Source organism: Hyphomicrobiales bacterium (genome assembly GCA_039973685.1).
Taxonomy (GTDB): Bacteria; Pseudomonadota; Alphaproteobacteria; order Rhizobiales; family JACESI01; genus JACESI01.
The window spans coordinates 1-17779 of record JBDWKL010000002.1; the positions used below are offsets into that span (position 1 = coordinate 1).

Here is a 17779-nt window from a genome sequence, read left to right on the forward strand (position 1 = left end):
CAACCAGTTCCAGCAGCTCTTCATCGTCCACCTGGTCTACTTTGTTCATGTAGACAACCATGGCGGGGATGCCGACCTGACGGCCCAGCAGAATGTGCTCGCGGGTCTGTGGCATGGGGCCATCAGCTGCGTTCACAACCAGGATCGCGCCGTCCATCTGCGCCGCACCGGTGATCATGTTTTTCACATAGTCAGCGTGGCCTGGGCAGTCGACGTGGGCGTAGTGACGGCCTTCGGTCTCATACTCAACGTGTGCGGTCGAGATGGTGATGCCGCGTGCTTTTTCTTCGGGCGCGCCGTCAATCTGGTCATAGGCGCGGAAGTCGCCGAAGTACTTGGTGATCGCCGCGGTCAACGTGGTTTTGCCGTGGTCGACGTGACCAATGGTACCGATGTTAACGTGTGGTTTATTACGTTCAAACTTTGCCTTAGCCATGGTGGCCTCCTTGGTTTTCAAATTGGGCGGTGGGTTGAACACCCACCCTACGGTTTGGGTAGGGCGGGGTTATCCCCGCCGTCCCAGTTATTGCAACGCGCCAGTTACGCGAATTTCGCTTGGATCTCGTCAGAGATGTTCTGCGGAACAGGTTCGTAGTGCGAGAACTGCATGGTGAAGTTCGCACGACCCGACGACATCGAACGCAGCGTGTTGATGTAGCCGAACATGTTGGCCAGCGGCACCTGTGCGTCGATCGCGATTGCGTTCCCGCGTGTGTCCTGACCCTGAACCTGACCGCGACGCGATGTCAGATCGCCGATGATCCCGCCTGTGTAATCCTCAGGAGTGATAACTTCGACTTTCATGATCGGTTCGAGCAGTTTCGCACCAGCTTTACGCATGCCTTCGCGCATACCCATACGGGCCGCGATTTCGAACGCAAGAACGCTGGAGTCAACGTCGTGGAATTTACCGTCGATCAGAGCAACCTTGAAGTCGATGACCGGGAAGCCCGCCAAAGGACCGGAGTCCATGACCGAGTTGATCCCTTTTTCGACGCCCGGAATGTATTCTTTCGGAACGGCACCACCAACGATGCGGCTCTCGAAGGAATAGCCTTCGCCTGGCTCGGTTGGCATCAGGATCATCTTCACCTCAGCGAACTGACCGGAACCACCGGACTGCTTCTTGTGGGTGTAGGTGATTTCTGCTTCGCGCGAGATGGTCTCGCGGTAGGCAACCTGAGGCGCACCGATGTTCGCTTCAACTTTGAATTCACGACGCAGACGGTCCACCAGAATATCGAGGTGAAGTTCGCCCATGCCCTTCATGATGGTCTGACCGGATTCCAGATCCGTTTCAACGCGGAAGGAGGGGTCTTCTGCAGCCAGACGCGCCAGACCGGTGGACATCTTCTCTTGGTCAGCCTTGGTTTTGGGCTCAACCGCGATTTCGATAACCGGATCGGGGAAGGTCATTGTTTCAAGTACAACAGGGTCGTTGACGGCGCAAAGCGTGTCACCGGTTGTTGTGTCTTTCAGACCTGCCAGCGCGATGATGTCGCCCGCGAACGCTTCTTGAATTTCTTCACGATCGTTGGAGTGCATCATCATCATACGACCGACGCGCTCTTTCTTACCTTTGGTGGAGTTCAAGAGCGTGTCGCCCTTGTTCAGCACACCGGAGTAGATGCGGGTAAAGGTCAGCGAGCCAACAAAGGGGTCGTTCATGATTTTGAACGCCAGACCGGAGAAGGCCATGTCGTCATCCGCACGGCGTGCGATGTTACGGGTCTCTGTCTCGTCGCCTGGTTTGAAGCCCATGTAGTCAACAACGTCCATCGGGGATGGCAGATAGTCGATTACAGCGTTCAACAGAGGCTGAACACCTTTGTTTTTGAACGCGGAGCCGCAGAGTACGGGGATGAACTTGATCGCCAGTGTCCCTTTACGGATCAGACCGCGCAGGGTGTCGACGTCAGGCTCTGCGCCGTCCATCAGGTAGTTTTCCATGGCTTCGTCATCCATCTCGACCGCAGTCTCGATCAGATGCGCGCGCCATTCGTCGGCCAGGTCTTTCAACTCGGCACGGATTTCGCGTTGTTCCCAGCTCGCGCCAAGATCTTCACCGGCCCATACCCATTCTTTCATGGTAACCAGATCGATCATGCCTTCCAGCTCGGTTTCGGCACCGATCGGAATTTGGATCGGCGCAGGTGTCGCACCGGTACGGTCTTTGATCATCTTCACGCAGTTGAAGAAGTCAGCGCCGATTTTGTCCATTTTGTTGACGAAAACGATGCGTGGAACCTTGTAGCGGTCCGCTTGGCGCCAAACGGTTTCGGTCTGGGGCTCAACACCGGCGTTGGCGTCAAGAACAGCAACCGCGCCGTCAAGAACGGCCAGCGAACGTTCAACTTCGATGGTGAAGTCAACGTGGCCGGGGGTGTCGATGATGTTCATCCGGTACTTGGTGTCGGATGTCGCGTCGGCTGTTGGCTCTTCCTGGCGCTGCCAGAAAGTCGTCGTCGCAGCGGAGGTAATTGTAATACCGCGTTCCTGCTCCTGCTCCATCCAGTCCATCGTGGCGGCACCGTCGTGCACTTCGCCGATGTTGTGGGACTTACCAGTGTAAAACAGGATCCGTTCGGAGCAGGTGGTTTTGCCTGCGTCGATGTGGGCCATGATGCCGAAATTGCGGTAGCGTGAGAGCGGATAGTCGCGTGCCATTGGGCTGCTTCCTCGAATATATCTGAAACGGATAAATCGCGCCCCGGGGTGGGACGCGACGGGAACGGCTTATGCCGCCCGAATTACCAGCGGTAGTGGCTGAACGCTTTGTTCGCGTCGGCCATCTTGTGGGTGTCTTCGCGCTTCTTAACAGCAGTACCGCGCGATTGAACAGCGTCCAGAAGCTCACCGGCAAGGCGCTCTTCCATGGTGTTCTCGTTGCGGGCGCGGGACGCTTTGATCAACCAGCGGATCGCCAGTGCTTCGCGACGCTCGGGGCGCACTTCGACAGGAACCTGATAGGTGGCACCACCAACGCGGCGCGAACGCACTTCGACGGACGGCTTGATGTTGTCCAGCGCTTCGTGGAAGACTTCGATGGGCGCGCGTTTGATTTTGTCTTCAACACGGTTCATCGCGTTGTAAACGATACGCTCCGCAACCGACTTCTTACCGTCGATCATCAGGTTGTTCATGAATTTGGTGAGAACCAGATCACCGTACTTGGCGTCTGGCAGTACTTCGCGTTTTTCAGCGGCGTGACGACGTGACATTTAAAGCTCCTAATTGTCAGTTGCCGAGGCAGGTTTGGTCCAGTGCGTCTGGTGCATATTGCACCCCGATCGTCCGGCGCTCAGTCTTACTCGGCTCACTCCCTTACGGGAAAACATGGCGGGCGGCGGGATCCGGCATCGTGTATCCGCGATACGCGATCCCATACCGACCCAAATTACTTTGGCTTCTTTGCACCATATTTGGAGCGACGCTGCTTACGGTCTTTAACGCCTTGCGTATCGAGAACACCGCGCAGGATGTGGTAGCGCACACCGGGAAGGTCTTTTACACGGCCGCCGCGGATCAGAACAACGGAGTGTTCTTGCAGGTTGTGCGATTCACCCGGGATGTAGCTGATGACTTCGAAACCGTTGGTCAGGCGCACTTTGGCAACCTTACGCATGGCCGAGTTCGGCTTCTTAGGTGTGGTGGTGTAAACACGTGTACAAACGCCGCGCTTTTGCGGGCATTCTTGCAGGTGCATGGATTTCGAACGTTTGATTTTAGGCTGGCGCGGTTTGCGGATCAGCTGTTGGATCGTTGGCATTCCGGTTTTATCCCCGTTTAGCTCACATAAGTGGTGCAGCGGGGCGGACCCCAGTGCGGTTTCAAATTCGGTCACTTCGCACGTCCACGAAGCCTATCTTTCGCCCTACACCACTGGCGCAAAGCAAAATCACCGCAGCGTTCCCGTACCGAGGAAAACGAAGCGGTGGGGTAACAGAGGATCGAGTCAGCAGTAGACCGGATCGTGACCACAGTAGATATGATGTCGGCAAAGCAGGGCGACCCCCGCATCCGAGATAAGGGGCGTATAGGCAGAGTCGTCCACGCTGTCAACAGCCCCCGCCCCCAAGCCGCCCACGGCACGCCAAACGGGTATTCCACCTTGCAAGACACCCCGGCTACCGCGCATATTTATGCCACATTATTCGGACAGGGCGGATCACGATGCAGGTACTTGGGCTATGCCGCTTTTCCTATCCGGCGCTTGGCGGGTTTCAGGTCGGGCATGACACCACCGCTGATCGCATCGCCTACCTTTATGATCCCGCGCGGCTTGAGGAAAGGTTCCGCCTGTTCGAAACCGTCGCCCTGCCCTGCCTGATGGCGCAAACAGACCCGGATTTCGAGATGATCGTGCTGGTCGGCGATCGCTTTCCCCCTGTCCATCTGGAACGGCTAAAGGCCTTGCTCGCCCCCCTGCCCCAAGCGCGGATTGTGGTAGAGCCGCCGCGCCCTCACCGCGAGGTGATGAAGGAAATTCTGAACAAGGCCCGCCACGCGCGCTCTGAACCCTGTGTGCAATTCCGCTTTGATGACGACGACGCAATTGCGGTCGATTTCGTGGCCAAGCTGCGTAAAGCTGTTGATGACGCCGCCCCGCTACTGGTCCAGCACAAATCCGTCGCGCTTGATTGGAACAAGGGCTACGTGGCCGAGTTCGGTGCAGATGGTATCACGGCGACCCCGTCGTTCCGGCCCTTCTACACCGCGGCGTTGGCAATGTTCGTGAACGCGGGGTGTCCGCTTACGATCATGAACTTTGCCCATGACAAGCTGCCCCGCTTCATGCCAGCGCTCAGCTTTCCCGACCCTGCGATGTATGTCCGCGGCCACAATGGATTTAACGATTCACGCCAAAAGAATGCACGGGCGGTCGACCTATCCCCACTCAGCACCGAGGAAGAGATCCTGTTCAAGGACCGCTTTGCCATCGACATCGACACTGTGCGCCGCGTCTTTGCCAAAGGTTAAAGCGGTGGCAACGGGCGGGTGGTGATGCGTTCACGGTAGAGTGTGAACAGCCCCGTCGCAGCGACGATAGATGCCCCAGCGAGTGTTGACGGCACCGGCCAGTCGCCGAACACCAACCACCCGAGAATAAGCGCCCAGATCAACCCTGTGTAGCGGAACGGCGCGATGAACGATACGTCGCCCACCCGCATCGTCTGCACGCTGAAATAATACCCCATCAGCACAAAGACCGCGGCCGCCGTAATGGCGACCCAATGCGCGGAAGAGACCGGAGCCCACGGCGTGGTGAACTGCGCGAAGGTCGAAAACCCCGTCACGGCCAGCACAGCGGCGAAGGTCACGGTCATCGACGGGACCTCTTTCGACAGACGGCGGGTGCTGAGGTCGCGCACGGTGACAAAGAACACCGCGATCAGCGCGTAGATCGACCAGATGTTGAAGCCCTCGGTGCCCGGCTTGACGATCAGCATCACACCGAAGAACCCCACAAGGATCGCAGAGAAGCGCCGCCAGCCGACCTTTTCGCGATAGACCAGCGCAGCGCCCAAAGTCACCGTCAGCGGCAGGGATTGCAGAATGGCGCTGAGGTTCGCCAAGGGCATATTGAACAAGGCGGTCACGAAGAAAAAGCTCGCTCCGACTTCGGCACCAGACCGGATTGCGACCAGCTTCCAATCGCGCCGGCTTAGACGCAGATGCATCGGGCCGAGCCGCCCCCACAGCATAACGATCAACGAGATAGAGATCACACCGCGCAAGAACAGCAGCTGGAACAGGGGCACCGCCCCGCCCGTGGTCTTGGTCATCGTGTCGTTCAACACAAAGGCCGCCATAGAGCCCATCATGAAAAGTGCTCCGGCAAGGTTTGGCGACATCGGGTGGCTTTCCGTTTGTTAGGTTGGCTTATCATTGGCGCAAGCCGCGGTGGAAAACCAGCCCACCGGCGCAAATTTTCGACGCTATTTCATCCCCCTGCCCCACAACGAAAAACCCCCGCCGATCTCTCGGCGGGGGCTCTGTTGGTCAGGTTTCAAGCCTAGGCTTAGCTGCGGCTTTCGTCGTCGCTGGGGACGTTGTCGAAGACATCGCCACCAACAACATCGTCGGCTGTAGGCTCTGGCGCGGCCAGACGTGCTGCGGCTTCGGCTTCTTCGCGACGGGCCTCGATGACCACGTTGTCACGATCTGTCGCAACCTTGCGCATCTGCTGCGTCGCACCACCGGTACCGGCTGGGATCAGACGGCCCACGATGACGTTCTCTTTCAGGCCAACCAGCTTGTCGCGCTTACCCTGAACCGATGCTTCGGTCAGAACGCGTGTGGTTTCCTGGAAGGACGCCGCCGAGATGAAGCTGCGTGTTTGCAGCGACGCCTTGGTAATCCCCAGCAGGATCGGTTCGCCCTGCGCAGGGCGCCCGCCTTTGGACAGCGCTTTGGCACAGGCCTGGTCGAATTCTTGCTTGTCGACGTGTTCGCCTTTCAACAGGGTGGTATCACCGCTGTCCTGGACTTCCCACTTCTGCAACATCTGACGCACGATCACTTCGATATGCTTATCGTTGATCTTAACGCCCTGCAGACGATAAACATCCTGCACTTCGTCGATCATGTAGTCAGCCAGCGCTTCGACACCCATAATCGCGAGGATGTCATGCGGCGCAGGGTTGCCGTCCATGATGTAGTCGCCCTTCTGGACAAAGTCACCTTCCGCAACGGGAATGTGCTTACCCTTAGGCACCATGTATTCGACCTTGTGATCCGGATCCTCGGACGACTCGATCGAGATACGACGCTTGTTTTTGTAGTCCTTACCGTAGCGGACGTACCCGTCGATCTCGGCGATGATCGCGTGGTCTTTGGGGCGACGTGCCTCAAAGAGTTCCGCAACACGTGGCAGACCACCGGTAATATCCTTGGTCTTGGCACCTTCGCGCGGGATACGCGCAACGATGTCACCGGCCTTGATTTCAGTCTGGTCCTCAACGGACAGAATGGCATCAACGGACATTGGGTAGGTCACCGGGTTGCCCGCATCGTTGCGGACCGGCTCGCCATCGGCATCCACCAGAATGATTTCCGGCTTCAGCTCATTGCCTTTGGGTGCTGCACGCCAGTCGATCACGATCTTCTGTGTCATACCGGTTGCATCATCGGTTTCATCCTTGACCGCGATCCCCGACGTCAGGTCGACGAACTTGGTCATACCGGATTTCTCCGCGATGATCGGCAGCGTGTAGGGGTCCCATTCGAACAGCTTGTCGCCGCGCAGGATCGACTGACCCTCCTTGACGAACAGCTTGGTCCCGTAGCCAACCTTGTGGCTGGCACGCTCGTCGCCGTTATCATCGACGATGGCAAGCTTCATGTTCCGGCCCATTACCATGATCTCGCCTGCGGCGTTCTCAAGGGTTTGAGCGTTCTCGAACACAACCTTACCGGACTGCGATGCCTCGAGGAAGGACTGTTGGCCACCCTGCGCAACACCACCAATGTGGAATGTACGCATGGTCAGCTGCGTGCCGGGTTCACCAATCGACTGAGCAGCGATAATGCCGACAGCTTCACCTTGGTTCACCAGCGTACCGCGTGCAAGGTCACGACCATAGCACATGGCGCAGACGCCCTCTTCGGCCTCACAGGTCAGCGGGCTGCGGATCCGTGCGGATTGAACAGCCGCTTCGTCGATAATGTCAGCCAGACGTTCGTCGATCACAGTCTGCGCAGGCACCAACACTTCGTCGGTCCCGGGGCGCAGGATGTCATCCGCCGCAACGCGACCCAACAGACGTTCCGCCAGCGAAGAGACAACCTCACCATCATTCACAGCCGCTTCAGCCGTGATCGCGGTTTCGGTGCCACAGTCATGCATACGAACGATACAATCCTGTGCCACGTCCACCAGACGACGGGTCAGGTAACCCGAGTTCGCTGTTTTCAAAGCGGTATCCGACAGACCCTTACGGGCACCGTGGGTGGAGTTAAAGTACTCCAGAACGGTCAGACCTTCTTTAAAGTTCGAGATAATCGGTGTCTCGATGATGTCGCCGTTCGGCTTCGCCATCAGACCGCGCATCCCGCCCAGCTGTTTCATCTGTGTGACCGAGCCACGCGCACCGGAGTGCGCCATCATGTAGACCGAGTTCGGCTCCATCACCGCGCCGTCATCGTTGCGACGTTCGGCCGAAATGGCCCCCATCATCGCGTCGGTGACCTTGTCGTTACACTTGGACCAGGCATCGACGACTTTGTTGTACTTTTCACCCTGAGTGATCAGGCCGTCCATGTACTGCTGTTCAAAGTCTTTAACCTGCTCGCGCGTTTCGTCCACCAAGGTCCACTTGGTTTCCGGGATCAGCATGTCGTCCTTACCGAAGGAAATGCCGGCACGGAAAGCTTCACGGAAGCCCATGGTCATGATCTGGTCACAGAAGATAACGGATTCTTTCTGACCACAGTAGCGGTAGACCGTATCGATGACCTGCTGCACTTCTTTCTTACGCAGCAGACGGTTCACCAGATCGAACGGCGCTTTGGCGTTCAGCGGCAGCAACGCGCCAAGGCGGATACGGCCCGGCGTGGTGTCGTAACGCTTCATCACCTCGTTGCCTTCGGCATCGATCTGTTTGATCCGCGCCTTGATCTTGGAGTGCAGGTGGATCGCACCGGCACCAAGCGCGTGCTCGACTTCCTCGACAGAGCCGAACACCATGCCTTCGCCCGGCATGCCTTCGCGTTCCAAGGTCGTGTAGTACAGACCCAAGATCATATCCTGCGACGGAACGATGATCGGCGCGCCGTTTGCAGGCGACAGAACGTTGTTCGTCGACATCATCAGGACGCGTGCTTCCAGCTGTGCTTCCAGCGAAAGCGGCACGTGCACAGCCATTTGGTCGCCGTCAAAGTCAGCGTTAAAGGCGGAACAGACCAGCGGGTGAAGCTGGATCGCTTTACCTTCGATCAGTACCGGCTCGAACGCCTGAATGCCCAAACGGTGCAAGGTAGGCGCACGGTTCAGCATGACGGGGTGTTCGCGGATCACTTCGTCGAGGATGTCCCACACTTCGGGACGCTCTTTTTCCACCAACTTCTTGGCTTGCTTCACAGTGGAAGACAGACCTTTGGCTTCAAGACGCGAGTAGATAAACGGCTTGAACAGCTCGAGCGCCATCTTCTTGGGCAGACCGCATTGGTGCAACTTCAGCTCGGGGCCGGTCACAATGACCGAACGACCGGAGAAGTCGACGCGCTTACCCAAAAGGTTCTGACGGAAGCGACCTTGCTTACCTTTCAGCATGTCGGACAGCGACTTCAGCGGGCGCTTGTTGGCACCAGTGATGACGCGGCCGCGACGGCCGTTGTCGAACAAGGCATCGACGGATTCCTGCAACATCCGCTTTTCGTTGCGGACGATGATGTCAGGTGCGCGCAGTTCGATCAGACGCTTCAAGCGGTTGTTCCGGTTGATCACGCGGCGATACAGGTCGTTCAGATCCGACGTCGCGAAACGGCCACCGTCCAGCGGCACCAGCGGGCGCAGCTCTGGCGGGATCACCGGAATGACGGTCATGATCATCCACTCGGGCCGGTTGCCGGACTCGAGGAAGGATTCAACGACTTTCAGACGCTTGATGATCTTTTTGGGTTTCAGTTCGCCGGTCGCCTCTTTCAGATCGGCACGCAGCTGGTCCGCTTCGGCTTCCAGGTCGATGGCGGCCAGCATTTCGCGGATCGCTTCGGCACCGATATTGGCGGTGAACGCGTCCATGCCATAGGCATCCTGCGCGTCCATATACTCTTCCTCGGTCATCATCTGACCATAGGTGAGGTCTGTCAGACCGGGTTCGATCACAACGTAGTTTTCAAAGTAAAGAACACGTTCCAGATCGCGCAGGGTCATGTCCAGCATCAGGCCGATGCGCGATGGCAGCGACTTGAGGAACCAGATGTGCGCAACAGGCGACGCCAGCTCGATGTGGCCCATACGCTCGCGACGGACCTTTTGCAGCGTGACTTCAACACCACATTTTTCGCAGACAACGCCGCGATACTTCATGCGCTTATATTTACCGCACAGGCATTCGTAGTCTTTGATCGGGCCAAAGATACGCGCGCAGAACAGGCCGTCACGCTCTGGCTTGAACGTCCGGTAGTTGATGGTCTCGGGTTTCTTGATTTCACCGAACGACCACGACAGGATCCGCTCTGGCGATGCCAGAGAGACCTTGATTTCGTCGAACGTCTTCATCGGCGCGACGGGGTTGAACGGGTTGTTTGTCAGTTCCTGGTTCATCTTAAATCCTTAGATAAGTCTCGAAAGCGGAGGGAGTGAGGTGTTTCCTGCTTCAGGAAACGGTCCGGGGTTTATGAAAACCCCGGCGCGTGCCTCACTCGTCTTCCTCCGCGTCCAGGAGTTCCATGTTCAGGCCAAGACCGCGTACCTCTTTCACAAGTACGTTGAACGATTCCGGAATACCGGCTTCGAAGTTGTCTTCGCCTTTGACGATGCTTTCATAGACCTTGGTCCGTCCGGCCACGTCATCCGATTTCACAGTCAGCATCTCCTGCAGGGTGTATGCAGCGCCGTAAGCTTCCAGAGCCCAGACCTCCATCTCACCGAAGCGCTGACCACCGAACTGAGCTTTACCACCAAGCGGCTGCTGGGTAACAAGCGAGTAAGGGCCAATCGAACGGGCGTGAATTTTGTCATCCACGAGGTGGTGCAGTTTCAGCATGTAGATGTAGCCAACTGTCACTGGACGGTCGAACTGTTCACCTGTGCGGCCATCATAAAGGATAGACTGACCAGACTTATGCAAGTTTGCGTCTTCCAACATTTTGACAACATCAGGTTCACGTGCGCCATCAAAGACTGGTGTCGCGATGCAAACACCATGAGACAATTGCTCACCAACGAGTTCGATTTCTTCATCTGAATATTCAGAAACCTTCTCATTTTTGACAGAGCCGCCATAAAGATCTTCGATCTCTTTACGAACTGGTGCCAGATCACCTGACTGCTTGTATTCGTCAAGCATATCGCCAATCTTGTGACCCATGCCAGCACAGGCCCAACCAAGGTGGGTTTCGAGGATCTGACCAACGTTCATCCGTGATGGAACGCCGAGCGGGTTTAGAACCACGTCTACGTGCTCACCATTATCGAGGAACGGCATGTCTTCAACAGGTACAATTTTTGAAACCACACCTTTGTTGCCGTGACGGCCAGCCATTTTATCACCTGGCTGAATCTTACGCTTAATCGCAACGAAGACTTTAACCATCTTCATCACGCCTGGCGGCAATTCGTCACCACGCTGTAGTTTCTCAACCTTGTCGATGAAGCGCTGCTCTAGCAATTTACGGCTATCATCATACTGACCACGAAGTGCTTCGAGTTCGCCCATAAACTTCTCATCAGAGAAGGCAAACTGCCACCACTGGCTGCGTGGGTATTCTTCCATCAGCTCAGTTGTAAGCTTGGTATCGCTCTTGAAGCCTTTTGGACCGCCAATTGCTGTTTTACCAGTCAATGTATCGGATAGACGTGAGTAAACGTTACGATCGAGGATCGCTTGTTCGTCATCACGGTCTTTCGCGAGGCTTTCAATTTCTTCACGCTCGATAGACATCGCACGTTCGTCTTTTTCAACGCCGTGGCGGTTGAATACACGAACTTCAACGATTGTCCCTGTGTCTCCAGGAGGAACACGCAGTGATGTATCGCGAACGTCGGAAGCTTTCTCACCAAAGATGGCACGAAGAAGTTTTTCTTCCGGTGTCATCGGGCTTTCGCCTTTTGGTGTGATCTTACCAACCAGAATGTCACCAGCTGTTACTTCCGCACCGATGTAAACGATGCCCGCCTCATCGAGGTTTTTCAAAGCCTCTTCAGATACGTTTGGAATATCACGTGTGATTTCTTCCGGTCCAAGCTTCGTATCACGCGCCATAACTTCAAATTCTTCGATGTGGATCGAAGTAAAGACGTCATCACGAACAATACGCTCAGAAAGCAAGATTGAATCTTCGTAGTTGTAGCCATTCCAAGGCATAAACGCCACGAGAGCGTTACGGCCAAGCGCCAAATCACCAAGATCTGTTGACGGACCGTCTGCGATGATATCGCCTCTGGTCACGCGGTCACCCATGCGAACGAGTGGTCGCTGGTTGATACAAGTGTTTTGGTTTGAACGTTGGAACTTTTGTAGGCTGTAAATATCAACACCTGGACGAGAAGGATCAAGATCCTCAGTCGCACGGATAACGATACGTGTCGCATCCACTTGGTCAACAATACCAGCACGACGGGCGCCAATAGCAGCACCAGAATCGCGCGCTACAACCGCTTCCATACCCGTACCAACGAATGGTGCTTCAGCACGTACCAACGGCACAGCCTGACGCATCATGTTTGAACCCATCAAAGCGCGGTTCGCATCATCGTTTTCTAGGAATGGAATGAGAGAAGCCGCAACCGATACGAGCTGTTTCGGTGAAACGTCCATCAAGTCGATGTTCTCAATTGGAGAAATCAAAACTTCACCAGCATGACGCGACTGAGCCGTTTCATTGATGAACTTGAAGTTCTCATCCAAAGGAGCGTTCGCCTGAGCAACCGTATAGTTCGCCTCTTCCATTGCGGAGAGGTAAATCACTTCCTCAGTCACCGCACCATCGACAACTTTACGGTATGGGCTTTCGATGAAGCCATACTTGTTGACGCGGGCAAATGTTGCGAGCGAGTTGATCAGGCCAATATTTGGACCCTCAGGTGTTTCAATCGGACAAATACGACCGTAGTGAGTTGGGTGCACATCGCGCACTTCAAAACCAGCACGTTCGCGTGTTAGACCACCAGGCCCAAGCGCTGAAAGACGACGCTTGTGCGTGATCTCTGAAAGCGGGTTGGTTTGGTCCATAAATTGTGACAATTGCGAAGAACCGAAGAATTCACGAACTGCAGCAGCAGCTGGTTTCGCGTTAATCAAGTCCTGCGGCATCACAGTGTCGATTTCGACAGAAGACATGCGCTCTTTAATGGCACGCTCCATACGAAGCAGACCAACACGGTATTGATTTTCCATCAATTCGCCAACAGAGCGAACGCGGCGGTTGCCGAGGTTATCAATATCGTCGATCTCACCGCGACCATCACGAAGATCGATAAGCGTGCGAACAACTTCTGTGATGTCTTCTTTGCGAAGGACACGAACTGTGTCTTCTGCGTCCAAAGACATACGCATGTTCATTTTCACACGACCAACAGCAGAAAGGTCATAGCGCTCTGCATCAAAGAAGAGCGACTGGAACATGGCTTCAGCTGTATCAATTGTCGGTGGCTCACCTGGGCGCATTACGCGGTAGATATCGAACAATGCACCTTCGCGGTTATCATTCTTATCAACGGCAAGTGTGTTGCGTAGGTAAGGGCCAATATTCACGTGGTCGATGTCGAGAAGAACCAACTCGTCGATGCCATGCTCAGTCATAGCTTCGAGATTGTCTACGTCGATCTCATCGCCAGCTTCAGCAAAGATCGCGCCATCTTCCATGTTGATCATGTCAACAGATACATAGCGGCCAATCAGATCATCATTCTCGATTTGAAGCGCTTTAACGCCCTTCTCATCAAGCTGTTTTACTGTACGGGCTGTAATCTTCTTACCAGCTTCAACAACAACTTCACCTGAATCAGCGTCAATCAGATCAACAGTGACCTTTTGACCTTTAAGTGTGTTGCCATCAAACGGGATGCGCCAGCCTTCACCAGAGCGTGTGTATGTCACTGTGTTGTAATACTCAGCTAAGACGCTCTCAGGGTCATAACCAAGGGCATACAAGAGTGTTGTGACAGGAAGCTTACGACGACGGTCGATACGTGCGTGCACGATGTCTTTTGCGTCAAACTCAATATCAAGCCATGAACCACGGTAAGGAATGATCCGTGAGGCGAACAAGAGTTTACCAGAAGAGTGCGTTTTACCTTTATCATGGTCAAAGAACACGCCCGGTGAACGGTGCATTTGTGAGACGATAACACGCTCGGTGCCGTTCACGACAAATGTACCATTGCCCGTCATAAATGGCATGTCGCCCATGTAGACGTCTTGCTCTTTAATGTCTTTGACTGATTTCGCGCCTGTATCTTCATCAATATCAAACACGATAAGGCGAAGCGTCACTTTAAGTGGCGCTGAATATGTCATGCCACGCTGGCGACATTCTTCAACGTCATACTTTGGTGCTTCATATTCGTAAGATACGAATTCGAGCAGTGATCCGCCTGAAAAATCAGAAATCGGGAATACAGATTTAAAGACGGCCTCTAGACCTTCTTCGATCCGGCTACCATCTGGCTGAGATGCCACTTGCAGAAACTGGTCATAAGATGCCTTTTGAACCTCAATGAGGTTTGGCATTTCTGCTACTTCTGTGATGTTACCGAAAAACTTACGAAGACGTCTGCGACCTGAAAATGCCTGAGCCATTTTCACTCCTAGTAAAGCCGATCCATTGAGCGTTAGGATCAGTTTGGTTATATTTTGCTGCCGTTCGTGCCGCTCTACACCACTGCACAACAAAACCAAATCAGTCGATTGTCGAATAGCCCTTTAAAACAGGGACATTCGAGAATCAACCGCAAAATTAGATATCCATCAAATAAGACAGAAATAGGTGCGCTTGAAATTCATCAAGCGCACCTCAATTTTTAGCCCTATAGAGCCAATAAGCCTAAGCTTACTTAACTTCTACAGAAGCGCCGGCAGCTTCAAGCTTGCCTTTGATTTCTTCTGCTTCTTCTTTAGAAACGCCTTCTTTAACTGCTTTAGGCGCGCCTTCAACGAGGTCTTTCGCTTCTTTCAGGCCAAGACCTGTGATGCCGCGAACTTCTTTAATCACGTTGATTTTCTTGTCGCCTGCGCCAGCAAGAATTACGTCAAATTCAGTTTTCTCTTCAGCAGCTTCGCCACCGCCTGCACCAGGTGCAGCAGCAACAGCAACAGGTGCTGCAGCAGAAACGCCCCATTTTTCTTCGAGCATTTTTGAAAGCTCAGCAGCTTCCAAAACTGTAAGTGCTGAGAGATCCTCAACGATTTGATCTAGGTTAGCCATTTTGTATTTCCTTTAGATTTGAACCAATTAGTTTTTTAAGAGTCGGCCTCAAGCCGCTTCATCTTTAGAGGCATACGCTCCAACCACACGAGCAAGCTGACCTGCTGGTGCGTTGACAACCTGTGCGATTTTTCCTGCTGGTGCTTGAAGTAGACCAACAATTTTGCCGCGCAGTTCATCAAGTGACGGTAGAGCTGCAAGAGCTTTAACGCCGTCTGGATTAAGATTGGTTTCACCCATCGCTCCACCGAGAATAACGAAGTCTTCGTTCTTCTTAGCGAATTCGACGGCAATCTTAGGTGCAGAAACTGGATCGTCTGAATAGGCGATCACTGTCGGGCCTGTAAACAAGCCGTCGATGTGTTCTGCATCCGTGCCTTTAAGAGCAAGCTTTACGAGGCGATTTTTCGCCACTTTTACGCTGGCACCTGTTGCACGCATTTTGGTCCGAAGTTCGGACATTTGCGCAACTGTAAGGCCAGAATAGTGGGCCACAACTACAGCGCCGCTTTCATTGAAAACGGTATTGAGGTCTGCGACGAGCTCTGATTTTTGTGCTCTTTCCACTGCTTTTCTCCTTTGAGACGAGTTGACTAAGCATCAACCAGTCCGGGGCATGAGCCGGCTTAGCACGGGGGCCAAACCGACGGTTTAGCCTGTCGCCTCACATCACACGGGGTGATTGGAGGAATTTAGGTTCAAACGCTAAATCTGCATGAAGCAGAAAAATTGTTTGTCACCTATCTCATGCGGGCCCATTTGGCTTAAAGAGCACGGGATAAAACCGTGTCTCCACCTGCAATCTCGGACAGGGGCGACAAGATCGAAATCTTGTCTAAAATCCAAAGGCAGCAAAAGCCACCTTTGGAAAAGTCGAGAGGACGTTTAAGCGCTGAGGCTTGAAACGTCAACCTTTACGCCTGGACCCATCGTAGATGAGAGACCAACACGCTCAACAAAAGTACCCTTTGCGCCTGTTGGGCGGGCTTTTTGTACTGCGTCTGTAAAGGCTTTGATGTTTTCTAGAAGAGCAGCTTCAGTGAAGCTCGCTTTGCCAACGCCTGCGTGCAAGATACCGGCTTTTTCAACACGGAAATCAACAGCACCGCCCTTAGCTTCACCAACAGCTTTGGTAACATCTGGTGTTACTGTGCCGACTTTTGGGTTTGGCATAAGGTTACGTGGACCAAGCACTTTACCCAGACGACCAACGATTGGCATCATGTCTGGTGTGGCGATACAACGGTCAAAGTTGATATTGCCCTTTTGCACTTCTTCCATAAGGTCTTCAGCACCAACGATATCTGCACCCGCTGCTTTCGCTTCGTCAGCTTTATCGCCGCGAGCAAAAACTGCAACGCGTACTGTTTTACCAGTACCGTTTGGCAAGTTACATACGCCACGAACCATTTGGTCTGCGTGACGTGGGTCAACGCCGAGGTTCATTACGATGTCGATTGTTTCGTCAAATTTCGCTGTTGCGCGTTCTTTGACCATTTTCACAGCTTCAGCAATCGCTACTTCAACGTTTTTATCAACGCCTTCACGAGCTTTGAGTGTTCTTTTACCAAGTTTTGCCATGTCGTTAGCCTTCCACCGCGATGCCCATAGAGCGAGCTGAGCCTTCGATTTGAAGCATTGCCATTTCAATATCGAATGCGTTTAGGTCTTTCATTTTTGCTTCAGCGATTTCGCGCACTTGAGCCTTCGTAATAGAGGCAATAGTACCGCGACCTGGTGTTTGTGAACCAGATTTGATGTTCGCTGCTTTCTTGATCAAGAAAGATGCCGGAGGCGTCTTCATCTCAAATGTGAAAGACTTGTCTTGGTAGATTGTGATCGTGCAAGGCACTGGTGCGCCTTTTTCCATTTCCTGTGTCTGCGCATTGAACGCTTTACAGAACTCCATAATGTTCAGACCGCGCTGACCTAGAGCTGGACCGATGGGCGGGGACGGCGTTGCCGAACCAGCAGGAACCTGAAGTTTCAGGTATCCATCAATTTTCTTCGCCATGATATACTCCTTTGCTGATTTTATAATCAGCGTTTCGTTTTAAGAGCCTGCGTGGTGCAGCTTGAGACGCCGGCGAAGCGCCCTCACTTTCCACACAGTTTGCCAGCCTCAAAGGGCCAGCGAATAATCAGAGTTTTGCAACCTGATTATATTCCAATTCGACAGGCGTTGCCCGACCGAAGATAGAAACTGTAACTTTCAAGCGTTCGCGATCTTCATCCACCTCTTCAACGAAACCGTCGAAGTCTGAGAATGGACCGTCAGACACTTTGACCTTCTCGCCTACTTCAAAGACGATGGCCGACTTAGGACGATCAACGCCCTCTTGCACCTGAACCAAAATGCGCTCTGCTTCAGCGTCTGAAATTGGTGCAGGCTTAGAATCATTACCCAAGAAACCCGTAACCTTCGGAGTATCTTTGATCAGGTGGAAGGTTTCGTCTGTTAGTTCCATGCGAACCAAAACGTAACCTGGGAAGAATTTGCGCTCAGAATCGACCTTACGACCGCGACGCACTTCAACCACTTTTTCAGTTGGAACAATCACATCTTCAACAAGATGATCGAGCCCCTTCTTCGCAACTTTTTCTAGAATCGCCTCACAGACCTTTTTTTCAAAGTTTGAGTAGGCATTCACAATGTACCAGCGCTTGGCCATTTATAGTCTCCGCA

Annotated in this window: 13 protein-coding genes; 1 reads left to right on the forward strand and 12 read right to left on the reverse strand. The window is 53.8% G+C overall.

Going from position 1 to position 17779, the window contains the following annotated elements; genetic code table 11:
• From ABJO30_00160 to rpsL, 4 genes are all read right to left on the reverse strand, one after another.
• Positions 1 to 436, reverse strand: a 436-nt coding sequence (locus tag ABJO30_00160) for a GTP-binding protein (protein ID MEP3231220.1), incomplete at its 3' end; no start/stop codon positions are given.
• Positions 437 to 540: 104 nt separating this feature from the next.
• On the reverse strand, positions 541 to 2667 hold the full coding sequence (fusA, locus tag ABJO30_00165; protein ID MEP3231221.1) for an elongation factor G: 2127 nt from the start codon (positions 2665 to 2667) through the stop codon (positions 541 to 543).
• Positions 2668 to 2750: 83 nt separating this feature from the next.
• Positions 2751 to 3221 carry a 30S ribosomal protein S7 gene (gene rpsG, locus ABJO30_00170; GenBank protein ID MEP3231222.1) on the reverse strand — a complete coding sequence of 157 codons (471 nt, stop codon included), beginning with the start codon at positions 3219 to 3221 and terminating at the stop codon, positions 2751 to 2753.
• 176 nt (positions 3222 to 3397) lie between these two features.
• Entirely contained in the window at positions 3398 to 3769 is a 372-nt protein-coding gene (rpsL, locus tag ABJO30_00175) for a 30S ribosomal protein S12 (protein ID MEP3231223.1), read from the reverse strand.
• Between the two features lie 404 nt (positions 3770 to 4173).
• Here rpsL and ABJO30_00180 point away from each other — a divergent pair, with 404 nt between their 5' ends.
• Positions 4174 to 4980 (forward strand): putative rhamnosyl transferase, encoded by an 807-nt coding sequence (locus ABJO30_00180; GenBank protein ID MEP3231224.1) that lies wholly within the window; start codon positions 4174 to 4176, stop codon positions 4978 to 4980.
• Here the strand turns inward: ABJO30_00180 and ABJO30_00185 are convergent.
• The 8 genes from ABJO30_00185 to nusG form a co-directional block, all read right to left on the reverse strand.
• Complete coding sequence (locus ABJO30_00185; GenBank protein MEP3231225.1) at positions 4977 to 5855, reverse strand: DMT family transporter; 879 nt, start codon at positions 5853 to 5855, stop codon at positions 4977 to 4979. The genes ABJO30_00180 and ABJO30_00185 overlap by 4 nt on opposite strands.
• Positions 5856 to 6022: 167 nt before the next feature.
• A complete protein-coding gene (gene rpoC, locus ABJO30_00190) occupies positions 6023 to 10270 on the reverse strand; it encodes a DNA-directed RNA polymerase subunit beta' (GenBank protein ID MEP3231226.1) in 4248 nt (1415 codons plus the stop codon).
• A gap of 94 nt (positions 10271 to 10364) precedes the next feature.
• A complete protein-coding gene (rpoB, locus tag ABJO30_00195; protein MEP3231227.1) occupies positions 10365 to 14468 on the reverse strand; it encodes a DNA-directed RNA polymerase subunit beta in 4104 nt (1367 codons plus the stop codon).
• A 250-nt stretch (positions 14469 to 14718) separates the two neighbouring features.
• The gene (rplL, locus tag ABJO30_00200; protein ID MEP3231228.1) at positions 14719 to 15093 is read right to left on the reverse strand and encodes a 50S ribosomal protein L7/L12; all 375 of its coding nucleotides are present in this window, start codon (positions 15091 to 15093) and stop codon (positions 14719 to 14721) included.
• Between the two features lie 48 nt (positions 15094 to 15141).
• Complete coding sequence (rplJ, locus tag ABJO30_00205; GenBank protein MEP3231229.1) at positions 15142 to 15660, reverse strand: 50S ribosomal protein L10; 519 nt, start codon at positions 15658 to 15660, stop codon at positions 15142 to 15144.
• A gap of 318 nt (positions 15661 to 15978) precedes the next feature.
• On the reverse strand, positions 15979 to 16674 hold the full coding sequence (gene rplA / locus ABJO30_00210; GenBank protein ID MEP3231230.1) for a 50S ribosomal protein L1: 696 nt from the start codon (positions 16672 to 16674) through the stop codon (positions 15979 to 15981).
• A 4-nt stretch (positions 16675 to 16678) separates the two neighbouring features.
• Positions 16679 to 17107: a 50S ribosomal protein L11 gene (gene rplK / locus ABJO30_00215; protein MEP3231231.1), complete on the reverse strand. Its 429-nt coding sequence runs from the start codon at positions 17105 to 17107 to the stop codon at positions 16679 to 16681.
• Positions 17108 to 17234: 127 nt separating this feature from the next.
• Positions 17235 to 17765 carry a transcription termination/antitermination protein NusG gene (gene nusG / locus ABJO30_00220; GenBank protein ID MEP3231232.1) on the reverse strand — a complete coding sequence of 177 codons (531 nt, stop codon included), beginning with the start codon at positions 17763 to 17765 and terminating at the stop codon, positions 17235 to 17237.
• Positions 17766 to 17779: the final 14 nt, after the last annotated feature.

Coding starts and splice junctions, on each gene's coding strand:
- fusA (MEP3231221.1), bottom strand. CDS start 2,667: ATGGCACGCGACTATCCGCTCTCACGCTACCGCAATTTCGGCATCATG.
- rpsG (MEP3231222.1), bottom strand. CDS start 3,221: ATGTCACGTCGTCACGCCGCTGAAAAACGCGAAGTACTGCCAGACGCC.
- rpsL (MEP3231223.1), bottom strand. CDS start 3,769: ATGCCAACGATCCAACAGCTGATCCGCAAACCGCGCCAGCCTAAAATC.
- ABJO30_00180 (MEP3231224.1), top strand. CDS start 4,174: ATGCAGGTACTTGGGCTATGCCGCTTTTCCTATCCGGCGCTTGGCGGG.
- ABJO30_00185 (MEP3231225.1), bottom strand. CDS start 5,855: ATGTCGCCAAACCTTGCCGGAGCACTTTTCATGATGGGCTCTATGGCG.
- rpoC (MEP3231226.1), bottom strand. CDS start 10,270: ATGAACCAGGAACTGACAAACAACCCGTTCAACCCCGTCGCGCCGATG.
- rpoB (MEP3231227.1), bottom strand. CDS start 14,468: ATGGCTCAGGCATTTTCAGGTCGCAGACGTCTTCGTAAGTTTTTCGGT.
- rplL (MEP3231228.1), bottom strand. CDS start 15,093: ATGGCTAACCTAGATCAAATCGTTGAGGATCTCTCAGCACTTACAGTT.
- rplA (MEP3231230.1), bottom strand. CDS start 16,674: ATGGCAAAACTTGGTAAAAGAACACTCAAAGCTCGTGAAGGCGTTGAT.
- rplK (MEP3231231.1), bottom strand. CDS start 17,107: ATGGCGAAGAAAATTGATGGATACCTGAAACTTCAGGTTCCTGCTGGT.
- nusG (MEP3231232.1), bottom strand. CDS start 17,765: ATGGCCAAGCGCTGGTACATTGTGAATGCCTACTCAAACTTTGAAAAA.